The organism is cyanobacterium endosymbiont of Epithemia turgida isolate EtSB Lake Yunoko (assembly GCF_000829235.1).
Taxonomy (GTDB): Bacteria; Cyanobacteriota; Cyanobacteriia; order Cyanobacteriales; family Microcystaceae; genus Rippkaea.
In genome coordinates this window covers 1,970,867-1,994,082 of sequence record NZ_AP012549.1, presented here as the reverse complement: position 1 = coordinate 1,994,082, position 23,216 = coordinate 1,970,867, and the positions used below count along the sequence as shown (strand labels likewise).

The 23,216-nt window shown below is 35.2% G+C and carries 16 protein-coding genes, 1 tRNA gene and 1 pseudogene; 7 read left to right on the top strand and 11 right to left on the bottom strand.

Annotated elements, in window-relative coordinates; all coding sequences use genetic code 11:
* Positions 1 to 33: 33 nt before the first annotated feature.
* From ETSB_RS06150 to lipA, 3 genes are all read right to left on the bottom strand, one after another.
* Complete coding sequence (locus ETSB_RS06150) at positions 34 to 906, bottom strand: lipid kinase (RefSeq protein WP_044106935.1); 873 nt, start codon at positions 904 to 906, stop codon at positions 34 to 36.
* Between the two features lie 300 nt (positions 907 to 1,206).
* Positions 1,207 to 2,031, bottom strand: a complete 825-nt coding sequence (gene larE / locus ETSB_RS06145; protein ID WP_044106933.1) for an ATP-dependent sacrificial sulfur transferase LarE — start codon at positions 2,029 to 2,031, stop codon at positions 1,207 to 1,209.
* 2,238 nt (positions 2,032 to 4,269) lie between these two features.
* Positions 4,270 to 5,169: a lipoyl synthase gene (gene lipA, locus ETSB_RS06140; RefSeq protein ID WP_269763999.1), complete on the bottom strand. Its 900-nt coding sequence runs from the start codon at positions 5,167 to 5,169 to the stop codon at positions 4,270 to 4,272.
* 54 nt (positions 5,170 to 5,223) lie between these two features.
* Here lipA and ETSB_RS06135 point away from each other — a divergent pair.
* Positions 5,224 to 5,297, top strand: a tRNA-Pro gene (locus ETSB_RS06135).
* Between the two features lie 791 nt (positions 5,298 to 6,088).
* Positions 6,089 to 6,394, top strand: a complete 306-nt coding sequence (locus tag ETSB_RS06130; protein WP_044106931.1) for a hypothetical protein — start codon at positions 6,089 to 6,091, stop codon at positions 6,392 to 6,394.
* Between the two features lie 993 nt (positions 6,395 to 7,387).
* On the opposite strand, the gene ETSB_RS06125 is transcribed toward ETSB_RS06130, so the two are convergent.
* Genes ETSB_RS06125 through rimK form a run of 3 tightly spaced genes read right to left on the bottom strand, consistent with a single transcriptional unit; the run spans position 7,388 to position 10,033 of the window.
* Entirely contained in the window at positions 7,388 to 8,101 is a 714-nt protein-coding gene (locus ETSB_RS06125) for an LmeA family phospholipid-binding protein (RefSeq protein WP_044106930.1), read from the bottom strand.
* Positions 8,102 to 8,151: 50 nt separating this feature from the next.
* Positions 8,152 to 9,117 carry a succinylglutamate desuccinylase/aspartoacylase family protein gene (locus ETSB_RS06120; RefSeq protein ID WP_084220207.1) on the bottom strand — a complete coding sequence of 322 codons (966 nt, stop codon included), beginning with the start codon at positions 9,115 to 9,117 and terminating at the stop codon, positions 8,152 to 8,154.
* Between the two features lie 10 nt (positions 9,118 to 9,127).
* Entirely contained in the window at positions 9,128 to 10,033 is a 906-nt protein-coding gene (gene rimK / locus ETSB_RS06115) for a 30S ribosomal protein S6--L-glutamate ligase (protein ID WP_044106929.1), read from the bottom strand.
* 1,543 nt (positions 10,034 to 11,576) lie between these two features.
* On the opposite strand from rimK, the gene pheT reads away from it, so the two are divergent.
* A complete protein-coding gene (gene pheT, locus ETSB_RS06110; RefSeq protein WP_044106928.1) occupies positions 11,577 to 14,015 on the top strand; it encodes a phenylalanine--tRNA ligase subunit beta in 2,439 nt (812 codons plus the stop codon).
* A gap of 996 nt (positions 14,016 to 15,011) precedes the next feature.
* Here the strand turns inward: pheT and ETSB_RS06105 are convergent.
* The 3 genes from ETSB_RS06105 to ETSB_RS06095 are packed head-to-tail and all read right to left on the bottom strand — an operon-like array spanning position 15,012 to position 17,525.
* Positions 15,012 to 15,944, bottom strand: coding sequence for an NAD-dependent epimerase/dehydratase family protein (locus tag ETSB_RS06105; protein WP_044106927.1), 933 nt, complete (start codon positions 15,942 to 15,944; stop codon positions 15,012 to 15,014).
* Positions 15,941 to 16,711: an ABC transporter ATP-binding protein gene (locus ETSB_RS06100; RefSeq protein WP_044106926.1), complete on the bottom strand. Its 771-nt coding sequence runs from the start codon at positions 16,709 to 16,711 to the stop codon at positions 15,941 to 15,943. The genes ETSB_RS06105 and ETSB_RS06100 overlap by 4 nt, the downstream gene beginning before the upstream one ends.
* Positions 16,712 to 16,718: 7 nt before the next feature.
* Positions 16,719 to 17,525, bottom strand: coding sequence for an ABC transporter permease (locus ETSB_RS06095; RefSeq protein WP_044106924.1), 807 nt, complete (start codon positions 17,523 to 17,525; stop codon positions 16,719 to 16,721).
* A 178-nt stretch (positions 17,526 to 17,703) separates the two neighbouring features.
* Here ETSB_RS06095 and petP point away from each other — a divergent pair, with 178 nt between their 5' ends.
* From petP to chlG, 3 genes and pseudogenes are all read left to right on the top strand, one after another.
* Positions 17,704 to 17,898, top strand: a complete 195-nt coding sequence (gene petP, locus ETSB_RS06090) for a cytochrome b6f subunit PetP (RefSeq protein WP_044106923.1) — start codon at positions 17,704 to 17,706, stop codon at positions 17,896 to 17,898.
* A gap of 26 nt (positions 17,899 to 17,924) precedes the next feature.
* Positions 17,925 to 19,022: a Get3/ArsA fold putative tail anchor-mediating ATPase NosAFP gene (locus ETSB_RS06085; RefSeq protein ID WP_044106921.1), complete on the top strand. Its 1,098-nt coding sequence runs from the start codon at positions 17,925 to 17,927 to the stop codon at positions 19,020 to 19,022.
* Between the two features lie 87 nt (positions 19,023 to 19,109).
* Positions 19,110 to 20,112, top strand: a pseudogene (chlG, locus tag ETSB_RS06080) (chlorophyll synthase ChlG).
* 66 nt (positions 20,113 to 20,178) lie between these two features.
* On the opposite strand, the gene pgeF reads toward chlG, so the two are convergent.
* On the bottom strand, positions 20,179 to 21,012 hold the full coding sequence (gene pgeF, locus ETSB_RS06075) for a peptidoglycan editing factor PgeF (protein WP_044106920.1): 834 nt from the start codon (positions 21,010 to 21,012) through the stop codon (positions 20,179 to 20,181).
* Positions 21,013 to 21,095: 83 nt separating this feature from the next.
* On the opposite strand from pgeF, the gene ETSB_RS06070 reads away from it, so the two are divergent.
* Positions 21,096 to 21,914 (top strand): biotin--[acetyl-CoA-carboxylase] ligase, encoded by an 819-nt coding sequence (locus ETSB_RS06070; protein WP_044106918.1) that lies wholly within the window; start codon positions 21,096 to 21,098, stop codon positions 21,912 to 21,914.
* 90 nt (positions 21,915 to 22,004) lie between these two features.
* Here the strand turns inward: ETSB_RS06070 and ETSB_RS06065 are convergent, their stop codons facing one another.
* Positions 22,005 to 22,376, bottom strand: a complete 372-nt coding sequence (locus tag ETSB_RS06065; RefSeq protein ID WP_044106917.1) for a hypothetical protein — start codon at positions 22,374 to 22,376, stop codon at positions 22,005 to 22,007.
* Between the last annotated feature and the right edge of the window lie 840 nt (positions 22,377 to 23,216).

The following is a 23,216-nucleotide window of genomic DNA, read 5'->3' as shown; positions in this document are numbered from 1 at the left end:
TGTCCATAGTTTTTATCAAAGAAAACTCTAAATTTATAAAGGAACCAAGACTCCTAAAGCGTGCGAAACTACTCGAAACGCAGCCGGAGTTTTGCTAGTGATTTCTCCATCGGTATTAATGGAATGGGATTTACGCGTGTAAATTTCCATTGTTTCTCCTTCAATAGTTCGTACCCACGGTAATACCCCATGTTGTCCTTGTGGAAGTCTCCATAGCAGAGGGAATATTTGCCACCAATAGTTTAGTTCCAGACTATAGAGATCTAATCTTTGGTCATCGATAGTTGCATCCTTGGCGATAGCCATTCCTCCTCCATAAAATCGCCCGTTACCCACCGCAATCTGAATGGTTTTAACACGGACCGATTTATCATTGACTACAATTTCAGCATTAAAAGGACGAGTTTGTCCAATTACTTGCAACGCAGTCATGGCGTAGGACAAAACACCCCAACGGCGTTTCGCTCCTTTCGATAACTTGCCAGTTATTTCTACGCTCAGCCCTAGACTTGCTACGTTAAAAAAATGTTTCCCATTAACGCAACCGAGATCAATATATTTAAGTTGACCTTGAGCAATCACTCGACACGCCGATTCAACTGCCAGGGGAATTTTCAGAGTGCGAGCTAGATCATTAGCAGTTCCTAAAGGTAAAATTCCTAAAGGCAGTTTCATATCCACTAAACTATCCACTATTGCATTTAGGGTTCCATCTCCTCCTCCTACAATCACCAAATCTATACTATCTCTGTGGCGGCGTACTACTTGAGGCATATACTCAGGACGTTTAACCGGAACAGTGATTAACTCAAACCCTAGGTCATTTAAGACATCCACTGCATGAGCGAAGCTGTTTCGACCTTTGCGAGCATGGCGATTGATTAGCAATAATGCCCGTTTTGTCATAAGTTAGGGCCGAGTTAGTGAATTATTAATAGTTTATAGTAATTCTATTCCCAGAGGAATGTCTGAATCAGACAATGTATATTCAAGAACAGAAAGTGCACTCTGCTCTAACACTGTTCAGTAGACAGTAATTTATACTACAATCTTGTAAACCATCATTTCTGCATTAGTTATTTTGGGATATTTTCTCGAAAAAAAATAACTTATTTTTATACCTTGCTTAGAAGAGACTAATTCTTGTTATAAACAAAATACGGAACTGGTTAAAAAGTGACCGTACTGACGAAAAGTGGGGTATTCTTATTTAAGTGTTATTGTGTTTAAAACTTGGTTCAATTTTCCACTACGATAACCTTCCAAGTCCAAGGTAACATACATAAAGCCATAGTTTTGAAATTGAGCAACTAATTGAGATAAATTAATAGTAAGAACAAATTCTCTGATCTGGTCTGGGGGTAATTCAATTTTAGCCGTATCTCCTTGGGAACGAACCCGAAAATTTTTGTAGCCCAACTTGTATAAGTAAATCTCTGCTCGTCCAACTCGTTGCAGTTTACTAACCGTAATTTTTTCCCCATAGGGAAAGCGGGAACTTAAGCAAGGTCTAGCAGGTTTGTCCCAGCAAGAAAGCCCTAATTCTTTGGATAATTGCCGAACATCAGCTTTAGTGATACCCACTTCCAAAAGAGGTGATCGCACCCCTCGCTCTCTAGCTGCTTGAATCCCAGGACGATAATCGTAAATATCATCAGCATTTACCCCATCGACTACGTAGGAATATCCTCGCTGTAAAGCTAAGGGCTTTAAAGTATCGTGGAGTTCACTTTTACAGAAATAGCAACGGTCAATGAGGTTGGCAGTATAATTAGAATTGTCCATCTCGTGAGTTTCTACCCATTCATGGGCAATGCCAATGGCAGCTGCTTGAATTTTAGCATCTTTTAACTCTTCAGGGAGTAAAGAAAGAGAGACTGCCGTTATCGCTAAAGCGCGTTCACCTAACACATCATAAGCCACCTTAGCGACTAAAGTGCTATCAACACCTCCAGAATAGGCAATTAATACTCGTTCCATCTGACTAAAAAGGGTTTTAATTTGTCTTAATTTTGCTTCAATTATCGTCATGATATTTTTACTGTTAAATTCTTTCTTATTCTCTAGGTTAATTGGTAACTAGATAGTAAGGCAACTTCCTTTTTAAATTTCAGAAATTCAAAATGAGATCTCCTTCATAAAGTTGAGCTAAATCATATGAAACGATTGCTCCTAAACTTGTACATTTATAACTACTACTCGGGTTATTTTTAATTTATTGAAAGAGTTAAAATAGCTTTTTCATATCTTCTCTTTATAAGATCAATGTAAAAGTAAATATAGTCTATGCTATATTGCGTTTTCATAGTTATTTACTTTTACATTGATCTTAACAGCATTAACATTACACAACAGCAGATTTGGAAAATTTGTTGAATTCAACGCCGAGCTACCATACAAAAACTGATATTCTTCCCAATATCAACAATTAGGAATAGTCTATTTGAATAAAAAAAACACAAAAGTAAAGCCTATAAATTTTAATTTTAAATCATCACCTTATAAACAACAATAATTATTGTATAGAAAATGTCCTATTTTTTTTTATTCAAATTAAATTGAACTAGGTTGAATCAATAATAATTTAAATTTTAAAATACTCATCATTACCAGTTGTAATATCTTAAATCAGATAGTAATAGTTTAATTAGTCACCAAAATAGACCTGACAGCAATTTAATTTATATTTATTGCAGTTTAACCACAAAGAAAATTTATCAAAGTAATCAATTAACTATTATTTATTTGCATTAAGTAGATAAAGCCGTCTATCTCAATATAGATCGTCGTAAAATAAGATATGATCAATGTGTTTTAACTTTGAAATAAGAGTTAGCTTTCTTAAAAAGAAAATATACTGAAAAATTTAAAGAAAAAATTGCGATAGAGATTATAAATAATGTAATTTAAAATTCATCATCAAAAAGTGGGTGAGTAAACAATAGAGAAAAACAATGATCAAAGATTTAGATTGATAATTACAGATAGAAAAGTTTCAGTATTGAAACTAGTTGATATTTAGTAAAATTACTGTGCTTAAAAGAAACAAAAATATTATACAGTGTCAGCAGATAAAGATAAAAAAGGAAGAGTAGAGATTACAGAAATAAAAAATAAGATAACTATTAAAATAGTTATAGACTAAAATAGTATTTTTATAAATTATATATAATATTATTTATCTCTAAAATAGTTATATTAATTGAATTTAGTCAATATAAAAATATTGTTTTACCGCAAATATTTTTGATAAAGAAGTTAATTTTTAATTATTACATCCTTTTTAATATGTAAAATACAGAAGATAAATAGTTTAATAATCTAGGTTTTTTAAAAAAATCATGATTATATATAAAATATATTGTTACTTATTTTGACACTCATAAAGCAAAAAATAAATTAATTAGATTTGACAATATTATTGGTTATAGCTAAAAAGCTGTACGTTTTAGGTTTTAAACTAAGGGGTGTTAGAAGGTATTAACGATAAATTTAATCTCATTAAAATTATCTATTTATCCTTTAAGTTTAAGATTGACAATAAGATCTAGATGACGGGAATAAACCCTACCTAACAAGATGCTATAAATATATTGAACTTTTACAGATTAAGTTTAATAAAACTCTCTTTATAAGATTATCAAAGTTAGTTTGCCTATCAGCTTGTCTCTTAATAAATTGTATTTTATAAGTTCTACTAACTAGGGGTTTCTCTTGTTCTTTTATTGTTAATTTTTTTTCTCTCTTTTTAGATTTTCTTTGGCGGACCTTTATTTAAGCTATTTTATGACATGAAACCTGACCGCTACTATTTAATGATTGGGGAATATTTATTTAATAATATTTTTATACAACATTCACAATCTATACTAACTTATTCTATTTTCTTCAACAACTATAAACCTAAACTTAAAAAATATACTTCTATTATCTCTTTATTTCTTTTATATAAAAAAGCCATCGGTTTTCAACTTTCTACATATACTAATAATACTGCATATTTTACTCTTTTACAATCTCAACTTATATGCATAGTTATGGAAAAATTTACATATATTTTATTATATTTAATATGATTAAAAATATCACTAGATTAGTAAGTTAAACAAATTTATATAAACTCTCAACAACAAAAAAAAATAACAAGCCATGAAGATTTATTCTCGTGTTACTAATGCTAATCACCTGCGTTAGTTTAAACGGATAGCAAACTCAGGGGTGAGGATTTTAATCTTTTGGCGGAAACTTGATATAAATTCGTTTTTAGTTTTAGCGGGGATATTGTTTCATTAACTCTCGTACTTGCTCGGCATGGTAAGAACTACGGGTTAAAGGAGAAGATATTACTTGCAAAAATCCGATAGATTCGCCAAATTTGTGCCAGTCATCGAATTGAGTTGGGTTAATAAAGGTGTAAATGTTTAAATGTTTGGGAGAAGGTTGTAGATACTGTCCAAGAGTCAAAATATCACAGTCAACCTGGCGTAAATCCACCATAACTTGACGGACTTCTTCATCGGTTTCCCCGAAACCTACCATGAGGCCAGATTTCGTATAAATTTTTGGGGTCAATTTTTTAGTCTGTTGTAAAAGTTGGAGTGATCGTTGGTAATCTCCTTGGGGGCGAACTCGTCGATATAAACGGGGAATAGTTTCTGTATTGTGGTTAAGCACTTCCGGTTGCGCTTTTAGAATTATAGCTAAACTTTTCCAATCACCACATAGATCAGGGATAAGTACTTCAATAGTTGTTTTTGGAGAAATCTTCCGGATTTCTTCGACACAGCGTACAAATTGAGAAGCACCTCCATCGGGCAAATCATCTCGGTTAACTGAGGTTATTACCACATGATTAAGGTTGAGACGTTTCACCGCCTCAGCTAGGTGTAGAGGTTCAAGGGGATCTAAAGCTTCAGGTTTTTTCTTAAAGTCAATGTTACAATAAGAGCAAGCACGGGTACAGGCTGTCCCCATAATCAAAAAGGTGGCGGTCAGTGTGTTGAAACACTCCCCAATATTAGGACAAGATGCTTCTTCACAAACAGTATTAAGTTCCAAGTCTCTTAGTATTTCTTTGACATCTCCAACTCGTTGCCATTGAGGGGCTTTTACCCTTAACCATTTTGGTTTAATCGTCACGTCCTGTTTGCTCCTGTGATAGGATAATATATACCAGTGTATCCCAAAAGATATGGTATTATAGATTAAGAAATCTATTGTCTACGGGATGTGGCGCAGCTTGGTAGCGCACTTCGTTCGGGACGAAGGGGCCGCTGGTTCGAATCCAGTCATCCCGATTTTTCATATACATTAATTAAATGTTATTGTTCATAAATTGTTGTCACTGTTTAACACTTTAGTCTTGTTGCTTGTACGGAAGTTTCACATTGACAGAAAATATTATTTAAAAAACTTCAGCTATTTTACTTGAGACTTAAATAATTCATATAATTATTTCAAGGATCTGTGATAAAATTTAGTTACCTTACAAAGGAAATCTAGTTCTTGATAATCAAAATAATTCCAATTCATAAATTTGGATTTATACTATCGAAAAATTATATAGTAACGACAACTTTCGTTATTTGATAGTATTTTTTAATACTTCTTCTATAACATTAATATATTCTTGAACTTCTCTGACTAAATCTTTTAACTCATACTTTACTCTGAGTAAGGATCGATTGATAATATGACGATAAATTTTTAAAAATTCAGTAACATACAGAAAAATTTATATTTTAACTCTCATAGTAGAGAATGTTTATATTTATCTAAACTGAATTTGTTTATTAGAGGTTTACTCCGAATTATTATGATTTTTCTCCTTGTAATAGGAGTTATTACACTTTTGTTTTAAAGTTTCGTGACAAGAGTAACAACTACAATTTTAGATTAATGCTATCATTAAAGATAGACTCAGCAAATGATTAGTTTCATCAATGGTTATCTCTAAGTTGAGGAGCTCTAATCTTAATAGAGCGTTAATAGAGTAATCCTATAAGATCATTTCCCCTGACGTTGTCATAGACAGTACTGAAGGAGAAAGGTAATTGCGAGCTTCGCTTCGTCTGTGTTATGAGGACTCATGAACAATTTCCATCCATCTTTTAATTGTACAAGTGTGGAATTAGAAAAAGTAGCTATCAATCGATTTCGCCAATTAGTTAGATTATTACCTTCCAAATGCCGGGTTTTTAGAGAATCTTGGGAGTCATCAACGGTTGTATGTCTAGATTGTGGTCAATGTCCTGATTTTCTCAACAAATTGTCCTCCTCTGAAAAGGAGATTATTCAAGCGATTAAACAATTAGGATTAGCTAACACAGTCTTGTTTCGTATGGGAAATAAGTTAATCGGATGGAAAACAATCACCTCGTCACAATCAACTTAAGAGTTTTGAGAATATAAAATGTGGGAAAAGTTTGATCATTATCAACATAATTTCAAAAAAGCCTTCAACTTTTTCATTGGAAAAGCACGAGCCGCTTGGGTTTTCTTTTTGTCCAAGCCACGATGGGTCTATTAGGAAATTTCGTTAGAATTGGTTTAGGAAAAAGTTATATTCTCGACACATTTCATTTATAGATTTAATGAAACTGTTGTTTTTGTCTACATTAACGAAACAATAGACGCTAAACAGATGATCAAAATTTTTAGCAAGCCCTGAAGTAGCAAAGTTGATCGATAAATCTTGCGAGTTTGCTTAATCTGAGATTTTCACGAATATATCTGGTTTGAGCTAGTTTAGTATTAATAGCGATCACTCTGTCCTTTTTACAAAAACAGATTTAGAGATTGCAACAAAAATGCTCGGCAAATGGAGACTGTTTTACCTAAACAATTTTTCAAATCCACGATCTTCATATTTGGCTACATCAGTTTACCATTGCCTTTCATCTTCCAGATAGCAGATAGCAGATAGCAGATAGCAGATAGCAGATCATACTTTGTATGAAGGTTTCATTTAATCTGCCAATCTGTAAATTATCTCTAACCTAGATGAAGTCACTTAGGGTATCAGTTACGTTTACAAAAACTTCTTGTGCAAACGATTTTAATTGTGGCAATAATCTAATATTAATTAGATTGTTTTTAATCGCTATAAACTTTATAAATTATTAAAATAATTTGTTTAAAAGGTTTTGTTCCAAGCCTTTCTATCTTACCACAAATAATTAACTGATAAGTTTAATAACAATAAATACAAATAACATATTTTTTACTAGTAAAGCTGCTAAAAGCGGACTTTTATACTAATAAATATAAAAAATTTAAGAATTTTAATAAGATTTTATTCTGCTTGTTCTCCCTGAAAATATGATATATGAAAAAATAACTGATTCCAATCAATATCACATTCAAGGGTAAAAATAATCGTTAATTATTAAGGGAGAATTAAAAATTGCGCTCGACAAAATAACTTATTATTTCCTAAACTTAAGGACTCAATTACCACATCTGGTCCTAAATCTAATTCTAATTTATCTAAAGAATTATCAATTAATTCCGATAGTCCTTCTATATTAAGGAGGATTAACCGTAAACTTTGCGAGGACATTAATTCTAATTGTCCCTCAATAAGAATCTGTGTAGATACTTCATTTTTAGAGACTAACCCTTGTAACACAAAACTTAACTGACTTAAGTTTACCTCCTGCCAGTTAATTTCATAATGGTCTAAAATCTGCCGAGGATTACTAACTCCTTGATATGCTAGTAAAGCGATCAATAATTCTTGAAAAGCATCACCCAATAAAACAGAAGTTAAAGATGCTTGTAAATCGTTTTCGGTTAATTTAACTTCCCCAAGAATTTGGACCGGTTCTAGTAATTGTAAAGGTTTTCCTTTAATCATTTGTCCAATATTGATGCGGATATTTTTACCTGTAACATCTGCTTGATTTAAATGTAATCCTTGATAAATTACACCCTTAGTCTTAATAAGAATTTCTGGAATATACCCTCCCAAAATCTGGGAATCACTTCCTTGAATCTTTATTTCTAGAGTATCTACGTGGTCGAGTTGGGAACGCAACCATAATTGAACTGCAGGAGAGATAACTTTACTGATAATATTGCTGGATTGACGAATCCACATAATGATTGATTAAATCTCTTAGTACCGACTCCTTGTTATAACGCAATAACTCAGTTAAGGACAGCTAAATGAATAATGCCATCACCCTGACTAACTAAAGGATTCTGAGTATATCCAATCACGATCCCATTAACACTGGCACGAACCTTGATGCTACTTTCACCGAAAGCGTCGGCAATAATTCCCAACTTCTGCTTTTTCAGCACTTTTTCCCCTAACCCTACCTTTAAGCGAAAAATCCCACTACAGGATGCTCGTATCCACTTAGATTTATTCACTTCTATTGACGTAACTGGCATTCGTACAAGAGAAAACTGATACATTCTTAAATACTCCATAACTCGCTCAATTCCTTCGACTCCGATTTGAATAGCCTCTGCATCGAATCGTAAAGCTTCACCCCCTTCATAAAGTAGGATCGGGATACCTCTTTTTGTTGCTGCTTGTCTTAGGGAACCATCACGAGTCATCGCATGTACAAGTAGGGGTGCGCCAAATGCCTTAGCGCAGCGACGGGTTTCTGAATCTTGAAGGTTAGCGCGAATCTGAGGGAGATTAGTCCTGTGCATAGAAGCCGTATGTAAATCGATACCATATGTACTGTGGCTAACAATCTCTTTCATAAATAGGTACGCTAATCGTGAAGCAAGAGAACCATTTTTAGAGCCGGGAAATGAGCGATTTAGATCTCTTCTGTCGGGTAAATACCGGGACTGTCCAATCAAACCGAAGACATTGACAATAGGTACAGCAATTAAAGTGCCGCGTAAGAGTTTTGGCTCAATATTTTCAACCACTTGACGGATAATTTCTACCCCATTGAGTTCATCTCCGTGAATAGCCGCACTGAGCCAAAGTTTTGGTCCTGAGTTTAAGCCATTGATTACTGTAATAGGGAGAGAAACCAAAGTTTGGGTAGGTAAGCGAGCAATGGGAAGTTCTAAACGACGACATTCTCCCGGCGTGATCACCTCTCCTACAATTTCAATAGGTTCTGACTGCAAATTTTCTGTCAATTTTGACCTCTTAATATTGAATACGACCACGTTTTTTGTCAAAGGTGGTATGTTGGGCTAAAAATTCTATAATCTTTCCTGCTACGTCTATCTCTGTTGCTTTTTCAATTCCTTCTAACCCTGGGGAAGAATTAACTTCTATTACCACCGGACCCCGATTAGAACTAATTATATCTACCCCAGCAATTCTCAACCCCATTGCCCTAGCAGACCTTACGGCAATATCCCGCTCTTCTGGGGTTAACTTAATTTTCTCGGACTTCCCGCCTCGGTGTAGGTTTGAGCGAAATTCCCCGTCTACACTTTGTCTTTTCATCGACGCAACTACTTTGTTTGCTATAACGAAACAGCGAGTATCTGCACCCCCAGCTTCTTCAATAAATTCTTGTACTAAGATATTGGCATTCAATTTCCGGAACGCTTCAATAACTGACTTAGCAGCTTGGTGGGTTTCAGCCAATACCACGCCAATTCCTTGGGTTCCTTCTAGCAATTTAATCACCAGAGGTGCACCGCCGACAATCTCAATTAAGCCATCAACATCTGTGGTAGCATGAGCGAAACCCGTAACAGGTAATCTAACTCCTTCACGGGCAAGAATTTGTAAGCAACGGAGTTTGTCCCTAGAGCGGGCAATAGACTGGGATTCGTTGGCACTAAAGACTCCCATTATCTCAAACTGTCTTACCACTGCAGTTCCATAGAATGTCCTTGATGCACCAATGCGGGGAATAATTGCGTCAAAGTTTTCCAGCAGTTGACCTTGATAAACTACTGAAGGTTTTTGAGTTACAATATTCATGTAGCAACTGAGATAATTAACAACATACATTTCGTGTCCTCTCTCTTTTCCAGCTTCTATAAGACGCTTGGTAGAATAAAGAGAGGCATCTTCAGATAAAATGGCTATTCTCATATTGTTTTCTTCGAAAAATTTGCATAAATTATCTTTCTGCGTTCACCATAGGGCCTCCTCACATTTCCTGACAGATCGATAAGATCCGAAACCCCATCATACTCGACTAGTTAAGGCTAGTTCAATGAGCCATTGCTAATCCCTTAATTTCATTATTGTTGCAATTAGGACCCATGCTCGAGGATGTCCGATCGAACTTCTGACTTTTTTATGTTCTAACAGTTCAGCCCAGCTTCAGCACTGATAATTTATTCCGTATTCCGTTGATAGGAATGTACTTTGAATCAAACCATTTATTTTTAATTTTTAGTGCAAATTTTGATAGCAAAAGCGTGGAGAGCAGACGCTTAAATTCCTGCCTCAATTTTAGCCTTAATTGTCATGATTCTTAGTTCTATTAAGGCTATTTGTTTACGCCAAGCAATCACTGACAATTGTTTTTTTGTAAACCATTAATGTTTCTTCTCGATAATCTGGTTTACTTAATTGTTAATTCTTAATTGTGAGAATGATAATGGTTTTAGATTTCATTTTTTAAGAAATATGATAGTGGCTTGTGCCCAAACTAGGTTTCTATATTTAACAACAACTTAATCTTACCTTGGATCAAGTATCAAACTAATGACAGAAAACAGTCTATAACGCCATGAACAATATAATGGAGAGATTGTTATCATTTAGGGATTTTCAGAATCCCATAGTATGATCGCTAGTAACTTAATTGATTTATTTATTATTTTGGCTCATAGATTTCGTTATCTAATTATTTAGTACTTGATAATTTAGATCAGTATATATTTATATTTTGCAAAAAATTGTCACCTCAATTAATACATAATTCAGATTATTTAATCATATAATTTTAGGTTTTATTACCTTATATTGCATAATATAATCAATTATTATCTTGATTTTTTCTATCGTAAAAATCAAGATAATAATGACAATCATATTTAATGATGTCGTTTTTAAAACTTACTATTCATGATAGCCATAATACATATATTTGGCTCATACTTACTTTTGTCCTGTTAAACACAGTTTAGTGTCTTGTTCTTATCTAAAACACAAAAAATAAATAAAAGATTGAATTTTTATCAAAAGTTATCAATATTAAGGCAGAACAAAAAAAATATTTTATAATCACTATCATAAGTAACCAAAATTCTATTGAATAATACGTTTAAATATAAAAAATATATAACAAGCTAATAATTACTATTTTATAGTTAGATATTTTTAATTTTTATTAGTTCAAAAACCCTATTAAAGATATTTTTTAGTTTTTGTGATAATCAAAAGTACGGATATTAAATGTCTTAGTTTTAGTTAAATAAAATTCTCTTTTTGATAAAAAATATAATTAGAACTTAAAAAGATAATGTTTTTAACTTCATTTGTGTTCATGACTAAAAATAATAGGTTTTCTCAGATTAAACGCACTCAGTTATAAACGATCATCTCTTTAGCTACAAGATAAACCATAGAGACGATAAACTAAGAACTGGTCACGATCATAGACAACAAAGCAAATCAAAACACCATGAAGATTTCGGTCAACTGGCTAAAGGAATTAGTAAATGTCACCCTCTCCCCTGAAGCATTAGCAGATATTTTAACTATAGCAGGATTGGAGGTCGATAAAATAGAAGATCATCGTCAATGGGCAGATGGAGTAGTGATTGGAAAAATCATTGATTGCCAACCCCATCCCAACGCAGATAAATTAAGTATCTGTCAAGTAGATATTGGTAAGGAAACTTATTTAAATATCGTCTGCGGTGCACCTAATGTGGCATCTAATAGCATTGTTGCTGTGGCTACCATAGGAACCTATTTGCCCAAAATTAACCTGAAAATTCAACCCGCAAAACTTCGAGGAGTAAAATCCGAGGGGATGATCTGCTCCCTTGCTGAAGTTGGTTTATCGAATAAATTCGCTGGAATCCATATTTTTGAGGATGATATCCTAGAATTAGGAACTGATGCTCGTCCTTTTTTAGGATTGGATGATATTATCTTTGATATTAGTCCTACTGCAAACCGCGCAGATGCGTTGAGTATGGTGGGGATTGCGCGGGAAGTTGCAGCATTAACAGGTGGAGAATTAAACTTACCAAAATCTCCGAAAGTTTTTTTTCCTCAAAAGTCTTCCTATTTTCTCAAAGTTAAAGTATCAGACGGAAATATTTGTTCTGCATATATAGGAACCGTCATTGAAAACGTGAGAATTGTACAGTCGCCTAAATGGTTGCAAAACAGACTTGAAGTAGCAGGAGTCCGTCCCATTAATAATGTGGTGGATGTAACAAATTTAATTATGTTGGAATGGGGACAGCCTCTCCACGCATTTGATCGAGATAAACTGGAAACCGTTGCAAAAGAAACACCGTTAACGTTAGGGGTACGATTTGCAACAGAAAAAGAAACATTAAAAACACTAGATGAGCAAGAAAGAAATTTAAAATCTGCTAATTTAATTGTTACTGCTAATGATAAACCTGTTGCTTTAGCGGGAGTTATGGGAGGATACGAAACCAAGGTGGACGACACTACTCAAAATATCGTCCTTGAAGCGGCTTTGTTTGATCAAGTAACAATTCGTCGTTCCTCTCGTTGCCAGAGTCTACGTAGCGAGTCTTCTGCAAGATATGAAAGGGGGATTAATCAATCTGAGTTAGAAATTGCGTGTAATCTTGCGATCGCTCTGATTGCAGAGTTAGCAGAAGGAACCCCTGTCACTCAAGTTATAGAAGATAATCGTCCGGATTTGTCAACCGAATCCATTATTCTAAGATTAGAACGAATACATCAGATTTTAGGTCCAATTAAAAAAAATGGTACAACAGCTAATGTGGCTGCAATAGATGTAGAGCGCATTCTAATTAATCTAGGATGTGATTTAAGCCCCGTTAAAGGTGGAAATAATGTTTGGAAAGTTTCGGTTCCTTCCTACCGTTATCAGGATTTAAAACGGGAAATTGATTTAATTGAAGAGGTAGCGCGTCTGTATGGTTACGAGCATTTTTGTGATGAACTTCCTGATAAAACTGAACCTGGGGGACTCTCTTTTGACTATCAGGTTCAACGTAAGGTTCGGGAGGTATTCCGCGCGGTAGGGTTGACGGAAGTTATTCAATATTCATTAGTTAAACCAGAAAAAGCAGATATTATCATTGCTAACCCCTTATTTGCTGAATACGCAGCGTTACGAACTAATCTACTTGATGCTTTAATTGATGCGTTTGCTTATAACCAGTCTCAAGGAAATGGTGCATTCAATGCTTTTGAAATTGGGCCAACTTTCCGTATAGTTGATGAAAAATATCAAGAATTGGACGAAGTTGTAGGAATTATGGGCGGTGATATGTTTCCTCAAGGACGGTGGATTCGCAGCGGAAAGTCAGTATTTATGGGGTGGTATGAAGCAAAAGGTATACTCGAAAGTGTTTTTGTCAGTTTAGGGTTAGATGTAACTTACCAACCCGATAATAGTGATGAAAGGTTACATCCTGGCCGGACTGCATCTTTATGGGTTAGTAAAAAACAATTAGGAATTTTTGGACAATTGCACCCTCGATTACGACAAGAAAAAGATTTAATTGATGCAGTATATGCTTTCACACTGAATTTCAACATGTTGTTAGAAACGTTAGGACAAGAGGAGTTAATGAACCCTATTTTAGGTCTCTATTCTAGCTATCCCGCAGTGGAACGAGATTTAGCCTTTTTTGCGTCTTTAAAAGTTTCCGTTGCAGACTTAACTCAAGTGATAAACGAAGCGGGGGGAAAATTACTTGTAGGGGTTGAATTATTCGATCAATATCAAGGAGAAAATGTTCCTAAAGGAGAACGGAGTCTAGCCTTCAGTCTAGTTTATCGTGCAGGCAATCGCACTTTAACTGATGAGGATGTTGAACCGATTCACGACAAAATTCGCAACGCTTTAGTGAAAAAATTTAAGGTAACACTTCGTAGTTAAATGAGTCTAAATGTTGGGGCTCAACTATAGATGATAGGGGTATTCATTTCTTACGTCGACCCTATTAGAGACCGAAAATAATTCCGATTCCCAATCAAATCAGAATTAATACTAATATTTTATAGCTAAAATTAAAGTCTCAAATCGACTCGACTACTATTAGTTTTGAAATATGAACATATTATAACCCCAAAAATATTAATAATATTATTAATATTTTTGGGGTTATTAATTAATATAAACCGTTTTATTTTTATTGACTTATGTCAATAGACCATAACGATGACTTTCGTATTAACTTTTCCATTAAATGATGAGCAATTTTAAATAAATAAGGATTTCTAGTTTACTATATCAACAACTTAAAATTTAAACTAAATACTAAAATATTACTATTTAATAACTTATAAATATCTCTTGATACGCTCACACTTTTTATTAAAAATATATGAAAATTATTCAATATATAAAAAAAATTAAAGATCACCAATAAGTTTTATATAAAATCTTAAATGAAGACTCTCAATACTATGAAAAAACATAGTTATTTTTTTAGACAAAATAGTTTCTTCATAAAAGACAAATAACATTAGTTTACTTCTGAAAATAGTTTTAGCAATACTTATATAGTAAGTTAATTATTTTTATAAAAATGTTCAATCAACAAAAATTTTACTATCTACAAACAATCTATTATTTATGTTAATAAATATATTCACAAAAGACTATAAAATCAGATTATAAACAAGTTAATTAGATAATTTATTAAAGATTTAGTGCGAATTTACAGTCTCAAAGTTATCTTAATTTTGAGACTGTAAATTCTAAATAAATAATACCAATTATAGTCTATTGAAGAGTCAAAATCTATGATAAAAAATAGTAGAAAAAAATTAGGCTCTAATTTCAATACTCTCTTAAAATAAATTCAAGGAATTTGCTATGAAGATTTTTTTAAAACTTAAGCGGGAGTTATTATCAACTCCCGCTTAAGTTTTAAACGTTAGAATAAAGAGTGTTCCGCAAAATTGTATAACCTTTAATTAACTCTTTAATCCCGCGTCCTAAAGACCAATCTGTTTCAAACCCCGTATTAAGAATTCGAGCATTAGAAACGATATAATCTCTTTTGTCAGGGTCTTCCCCAATAGGGGCTTCTGAATAAACAAATTTAGGCAGATACTTTTGAATTTCTGCGCACAACTCTAATTTTGATAAGTTAGCATCATCAAGTCCTACATTATAGGATTTATCCTTCATCGACTCAAAATTTTCGATCCCATGGACAAACACCTTAGCAACATCCCGAATATGGATATAATTTCGCTTAAAATGCCCTTCAAAAATGACCACAGCACGATCATAAAAAGCACGGTAAACAAAATCATTGACTAAGAGATCTACCCGCATTCGAGGAGACATCCCAAATACTGTAGCTAAACGAAAAGTGATACTATTTCCCCTCTCTAAAACTGTCCTTTCTGCATTTACTTTGGTGCTGCCATAGAGAGAAATAGGACGCAAAGGAGATTCTTCAGTACAATACTTGCCTGATGTCCCAATACCGTAACCGCTATTAGTAACAGGCATCAAAATACGTTGTTCCGGACTTGCTAAATCACAGATTAGTTTAACTGCCTCATAATTAATGGTTTGGGTTCCTATCTGATCTCTACCACACAGAGGCGCACCTACTAAGGCAGCTAAAGGGATGATAACATCCGTGTCATGAAGCAACTCCTTGATAGTAGATTCATCACGACAATCGCCACGAACTATATTAAATGTATCATATTGACAACAATCAGCCAGACTATTTTGCCGGAACATAAAATTGTCTAAAACTGTCACTTCATAGCCTTTTGCCAATAGAGTTGGGGTCAGAACCGACCCAATATAACCCGCGCCTCCAGTGATTAATATTTTCATAGCTGTTGATGTAATCCTATCTCTTGATTTTGTTGAACTGACGTTAGATAACAATCAATTGTCTCATCGGTGTTACCCGCAAAGCGAATTTTACCGCGATCTAACCAAATGGCGCGATCACAAGACTGTTGAATAAACTCCAATCCATGAGAAACCACTAAAATAGTAGTGTGATGGCCCCATAATTTATCCATCCGTCTTTGACATTTGTGCTTAAAACTTTCATCTCCTACTGAAAGGACTTCATCAAGGATTAACACATCGGGTTCAATATCAGTGGCAATGGCAAACCCCAAGCGAGCTGTCATCCCCGACGAAAGGGCTTTGACAGGAGCCCATGCATATTCCTCTAACTCAGCAAAGTTTAAAATGTCTGCGACCCGCTTCTTCATATCTTGGCGAGAAAATCCTAACATGACTCCATAAAGAATGATATTGTCAGTTACAGATAATTCGGCATCAAAGCCTGCTCCTAACTCAATTAAGGGAGCAATTTCTCCCTTAACTCTGACCTGCCCTGTAGATGGCTGCAAAATACCACAGAGAACTTTGAGCAGGGTGGATTTTCCTGAGCCATTAGCTCCAATAATGCCAACTTTTTCTCCCACTTTCACTGTTAAGCTAATTTGGTCGAGAATCAACTTTCTTGAGGGTTGGCGATACTTACCTTCTAAGAAAGAAAGAATAGTTTTCTTCAAGTCATAAGAGAACTCCTCTTGGGTTCTGCGGGATAAAGAAACTTGATCGAGTCTAATTACTTCCGTCATGTAACTTCTAGAGCAAGTCCATAAATTGGTTTTGCCAGGCGCGAAAACAAGTCCACCCTAGCATTAAAAGGATAATTCCATTGAGAAATGAATGCCCAATTAACATCAAATCAGGCAAAGTCCCTGATAAGGAAATTTGACGAATACTTTCAATAATAGGAATTAAGGGATTTAGTAGTAAAAAGGATTTGACCTTAGCGGGAACGATTTCGGCCGGATAGAATACGGGCGAGCTGATCCAAAGTACAAAACAAATCAACTCATAAAAATAAGGCAGATCTCGAAAGAACACAAATAGAGCACTTACTAACAGTCCGACCCCTGTACAAACCAGACTTAAAGCAATTAGGGGAAATACTAACGCCACGACACTAACAGGGTTTCTATTAATTATTAAAGTGACTATTGCTAATAAAGGTAATGGACCCATCACAAATTGAAAGGTATTAGCCACAATCATTGAAATAGGAAAAATAGAAACAGGGATTTTGATTTTATTAAGTAAAGGACCATTTCCGACCACACTGCCTAGAGCCTGATTGGTAGCTGCCGAGAAAAAGTTAATCACAATCAGCCCTGTAAACGCTGCCAGAATATAGTTTAAGGTACTATTGTTATAGTATCTGGCAAAAGCAGTTCCAAAAATTGCGGCATAAAGACCTGTCATGATCAAGGGGTTGAGCAAAGACCAATAGACTCCTAAAAACGAACCTCGATAACGTCCTTTTAAATTGCGTTCAACCAAAATATGGAGAAGCTCTAGATATCGCCTTAAAGGCGACCATTTCGGGCCAACTTGTGCCGATAAGCTCATAATGGGAATCGAAATGATGAATCATGATTTAAAGGGGTATTGTATTCAATGTCAAGCACCTTTGTCGAGTCGTTTATTGGTAGACGCCTAGATTCTAACTGATTTTTTAGGATGAACATAGGTCCGTATTCGGCTACACTAAGGAGTGTTTCATTACTTTGATTGAAATTAAGAGAACATGAAAATCGGACAGAAAGTTCAAATTTACCGTCTTCAAGATCGAGTATCCAAAGATATTTTCAATAAACTAGGTCAACAAGGAACCGTTAAGAACTTTAAAATGACTGATGGGAGCGGCATTGGGGCAATTGTTCAGTTTGCAGATAAAACTGCGGTTTGGTTTTTTGAAGATGAACTAAAGCCAGTTGAATAGCCAATGAAGATTAATTAGGAGTTCCCATGACTTTGATTTTGACTTTTTTAGGTAAAGGCGATAGTCATCAAAGTTTAGTGTCGATCGCAACTGCCCAAAAACTATCCAATTTAGGGTTACGAGTTCTCTTGGTGGGACAAAACCCTGGACCGACTTTGAGCACTTTACTTGAAACCCCTGTGAATACTTTCCCAACAGAAGTGTCGCCTAATTTAATGGCAGTTAAGTTATCCTCAACTTTTCTGTTAGAGAAAGGATGGGAAAAAGTTAAAGAATTAGAATCCCAATATTTGCGGTCGCCGACTTTGCAAAATATCTATGGTCAAGAATTGGGTATTTTGCCAGGGATAGATAGAGCCTTGTTCCTCAACGCTTTATGGGAATATTACCAAAGCTGCAAGTACGATGTTATTGTCTACGACGGTGACAGTCCTTTAAGTACCATACGGATGTTTGGAATTCCAGAAATCCTCAGTTGGTATCTGCGGCGATTTGGTCAGGTATTGAAAGAATCAGATGTTGGCAAAACACTTTCCCCCTTTATTCAACCCATCATTAGTGCCATCTTAAATGTCTCTTGGACGCCTAATGATCCTGCTACTGAACCTACTAATCACGCCAATGATATTTTAGGGAAATGGAAAAATGCTTTGGCTGATCCTAAACATGTGGCAACCTATTTAGTGACCACTGATGACGAATTGGCGATTGCTCAGACTAAATATTACTGGGGTTGTGCTCAACAGGTGGGGTTAATAGTTAAAGGGGTTTTGGTTCATAAAGGTAAACTTATTGATTCTCTGTCCCAGGAATTTTCTCCTTTATCAGTAACAGTTATTTCCCAACCGACGGGAACAGATTGGCAATCCCTACAAGATGCTTTACCAGATTTTCTCGCTGATTCTATGCCCCCACAACCTATTACAGTCGATGCAGTTTCTAGAGAAGTTCGGGTGTTTTTGCCAGGATTCGATAAAAATCAAATTAAATTAACTCAATATGGTCCAGAAATTACTATTGAAGCAGGAGATCAACGGCGAAATATTGAGCTACCTGTGCCTTTACGGAGACAACCTGTTAGAGGTGCAAAATTCCAAAATCACTATTTAATTATTTCTTTCTAATTCCAGGGGTGTATTCCAAATACGCTCTTGATTCAGTTTCTTAGGAATTCATCATTAGAATGCTATTGTATTGATTCATAATTGCTTATGTCTGAATTTTCTGTATCTCAGCCTGAAGATGAGAAGAAGAATACCCGTCAACTACTAGGTATGAAAGGGGCGGACCCCGGGGAAACATTAATTTGGAAATTACGACTGCAATTGATGAAACCCATCACCTGGATTCTCCTGATTTGGAACATAGTCTGTGGCGCAGCCTTATCAGGAGGGTATTGTCTGGATGCTCGAAAATGTCCTCAAAATAGCCGCTTGTATGTTGCTTTCAGGACTATTGATGGCTGACTACACTCAAACTACTAAGGATTTTAATGATTTTTATCACCGTGAAATCGATGTTATTAATGAACCCTATCGTCCTATTCCGTCAGGAGCAATTTCTGTTACTCAAGTAGTCACTCAAATTCTAGTGCTATTAGGCCTAGCCCTAATAGCACTAGAATACGCTTTAGATATCTGGGCAGCTTATGAGTTCCAAACCATGTTTTCTTTGACCCTAGGAGGCGCACTTGTGGCTTCTTATATCTACTCAGCCCCTCCTTTCAAATTGAAACAAAATAGCTGCTTAGGGAATTATGCCCTTGGTGCAAGTTACATTGCTTTACCTTGGTGGGCCGGACGGTCACGCTTTATTTGGAGACTTAAATTGGACAATTGTGATCCTAACCCTGTTCTATAGTTTTGCAGGTTTGGGCATTGCAGTTGTTAATAATTTTAAGAATGTCGAGGGTGATCGTCAGCTAGGGCTAAATTCCCTTCCGGTTATGTTTAGAATCAATATAGTAGCTTTAATTTGTGTAATTATGATTAATTTATTTAAAGTCGGGGTTGCTGGCTATCTAAAATATATATCCATCAAAATCTTTATGCATTCATGTTATTATCATTGGTGATTCCTCAAATTACCCTCCAAAATGTGTATTTTCCAAGTGATTCTTTGCAAGAGAATGTTAAATATCAATCCAGCGCACAATCATTTCTGGTTTTAGGAATTTTGGCTACGGGGTTAGCGCTAGGTCGTACAGGGGTTTAAGTAACTATAATCTTTTTGACTTACCTTTGATAACATACGAAGTCATACCAGCAAGTCTTCGCAATTTTATTGTTTCAAGTAGTCCCCACAAACAATTCCTGACCATTGGACTTTCTTTTGTTTAGTGCGTCGATAGGAAAAGAAATCATCGGGTTCTTGATAGGTACAATGGGGGGCTATCGCTATTTGGTCTGTCTTAATCCCTAATTCGTATAACTGCAATTCGTTAACCCGTCGTACATCCAGTCGTACCCGTCCAGGTTTTGGATCAGGTAAAATTGGAGAGTCAAACATAGTACGTAAAGCTTCTAAAATTTCCTGGGGACTGCTTTTTTCTTCTGTTTTGAATAGACTTGACCCCACTTCGGCTGCCACCTGTTCCGAAACTTGATAAACTTCTCCTGAGATGGCTGGACCCATGGCAATGCGGAGATTATCTAAGGTACTTCCAAAATGTTGAAAATAGGCAATAGCTTCAGGAACAATACGTTGTGCAGTGCCTCGCCATCCTGCATGAATAGCTGCTACTCGGTGAGTCTTAATGTCTCCGACTAACACGGGGGTACAATCAGCACTAGCGACCCAAATAGCTTGATTCTTATCATCAGTGATTAATCCGTCAGCAGAAGGAAAGGTATCTTTTGGAGTCTTTGTTGTTATTTGTTTCTTAACTTCTGTTGCAGTCAACACCCGACAGCCATGAACCTGCTTAACCCTATAGGTTGTTGCGTTTGGATGTAAAACTTCTGTTAAATTTTCAGGAAGACGGGGAGAAAACTGTTGGGTCAAAAAGCCATGTTTCCAAGCTTGGAGCAAGGTACAAGTCAAATAGGGGAGTCCATCCCATTGTTGCCATTGCCAAATGGGGGTTTGGGTTTGACGATTTAAGGAAGAAATCACAGCTATTACCTCAATTTTTAATCTTGGGTCAATTTTATCAAATGACAGAAGTTAGAAATATTATATTGGGACTGGACATTTTCATGGCTATTAATAAAGACAAACTACGCAAAGAACTCATCCAACTAGCAAATACTTCTCATTTTTTACCTCAGAATTTCTATTGTTTCAAAAAGATTCCTTCTACCAATGAAATTCTTTGGGATTTTATAGATATGGAAGATAATCTACCAGTTGTGGCAATCGCCGCTGAGCAAACTGCAGGACGAGGACAATGGGGACGCATTTGGCAATCTTCCCCTGGGGGACTCTATCTGTCTGTTGCTATTACTCCCCAAATTTTAGTTAAGGATGCTTTCCATATAACCCTATTGAGTGCTTGGGGTATTGCTAACCTTTTACAGAAACATCAGATTGCCGTTAAATTAAAGTGGCCTAATGATTTCATTCTCGAAGGTCGGAAATTAGGGGGGATCAAAATCGAAATACGTGTCCGCAATAGGTATATTACCCATGCAGTGATCGGAGTAGGAATCAATTGGTCTAACACTGTTCCCCCCACGGGGATTACTTTACAATCTTGGAGTAGAACTCAGGAGTTTTGTTCTATTTCCTGTTTGGAAAAACTTGCAGCTATTACTCTCACCGGAATCTTTAATGGTTATCAATGCTATCTTGAGCAAGGCTGCGGTCACCTGTTGAACAACTATCTTAAATTACTTGATAGCTTAGGGCATCCTGTAGAAGTTGAAGGTATTAAGGGAACAATCGTTGGTGTAACATCCCAAGGAGAATTACAGGTGCGTTTACAATCTCCAGGAGCTAAAACACATATCAACCTACCCCCAAAAAGTATCTCTTTAGGATATAGGGACATTCTATCTAGCGGTAATAATAGTTAGGCTAATAAATCTTGAAGAAGATACAGAAAAACTAGTATCTGCCGGGCCTAACTGACGTATTTATAATACGTCAGTTAGGCTAATCACTATCTAAACGACATTACAGGTTAAAGGACAAGAAGCATAAACTGAACTATGGGACGGTTTAGCATCGCCATGCAGCCATCTGAGCCAACTGACTTCTTGAGGATGAACCCCCTTCAATGTCAACATAGCTGCGGCTAAAAGAATAGCTAATAGATTAGCTCCAATCAGAGAACCAGCTACCAGTAAAACTGCGCTAACAGGTAATACAGACTGTAAAATTACCGACCCTAATGCTCCCACAGTTGTCATTAAGACAATCAGAGGAAATCCTACCACCAACAAACAAACTGTTAGAGTAAAACTCCATATTAAAAAACTTTTAACAAAAGTTAACGAATAATGTCTTCCAAAACTTGACTTTTGTATAATTTCCATAAAACTTTCCTCCAGAGCAAATTAGTAAAACTAGTAAAACTATTGGAAATATAATGCTTAAAATTTAGTATAGATAAATTGGAGAAAAGATGAGTATCTTGAAAAGAAAATTTACATTTTTAGATGATTTTATCTGGTAGTTATTAAGATTTATTGCAGAAAAAATTTTGGAGTTTCAAAATATACAATTTATCTCGATCTTTTAATTCAGACAGAATCAGTATATAAGTTGACCTGGACTCCAAGTGAGCGATCTTTCACATCAAAAATTAACTCACTCAAAAGTTCCCTGGAGAAAAGGTTAACAAATTATATAGTGTTTATATTTCTTAATACAAGTCAATTTCTTTCTAAGACACTAAGAAGATACTTGAGTAAGTAGAATGCTTGTTACAGGTTTAAAAGTAACCGCCATAAACAGAATCAAAATTATGTTGAAGAAGTTAGCAATAAGGACTATAATGAACTAATGTCATCTATTCGTTTAAGAATATTCTTGAAGTTGTAGCAGTAAAGGATCTTATTTTAGTTGAGTAAAGAGCAAAAAGTTTTTCAAAGAAAAAAAGATAGAGCTAGTGTGATGGGAATTATCAACAATAGGGTGGAGAAAATTGCCATTCATCTATTAAAATAAGCTTCCTCAACAGTGCGCACAATAATTTATAATGAAATTATTGTATACTCTACTAAGCTGTAGGATAAATCCGTTGAAAAGTCTAGATGAATTATGCTTTAATCTTCAGTAAACAATCACTTTTAGTTGATTTATAAGGGGAATAAACAAAAATTGAATATTCAAAAGAAACAGGTTTAATAGATGCGATTTATTGACAATAGAAA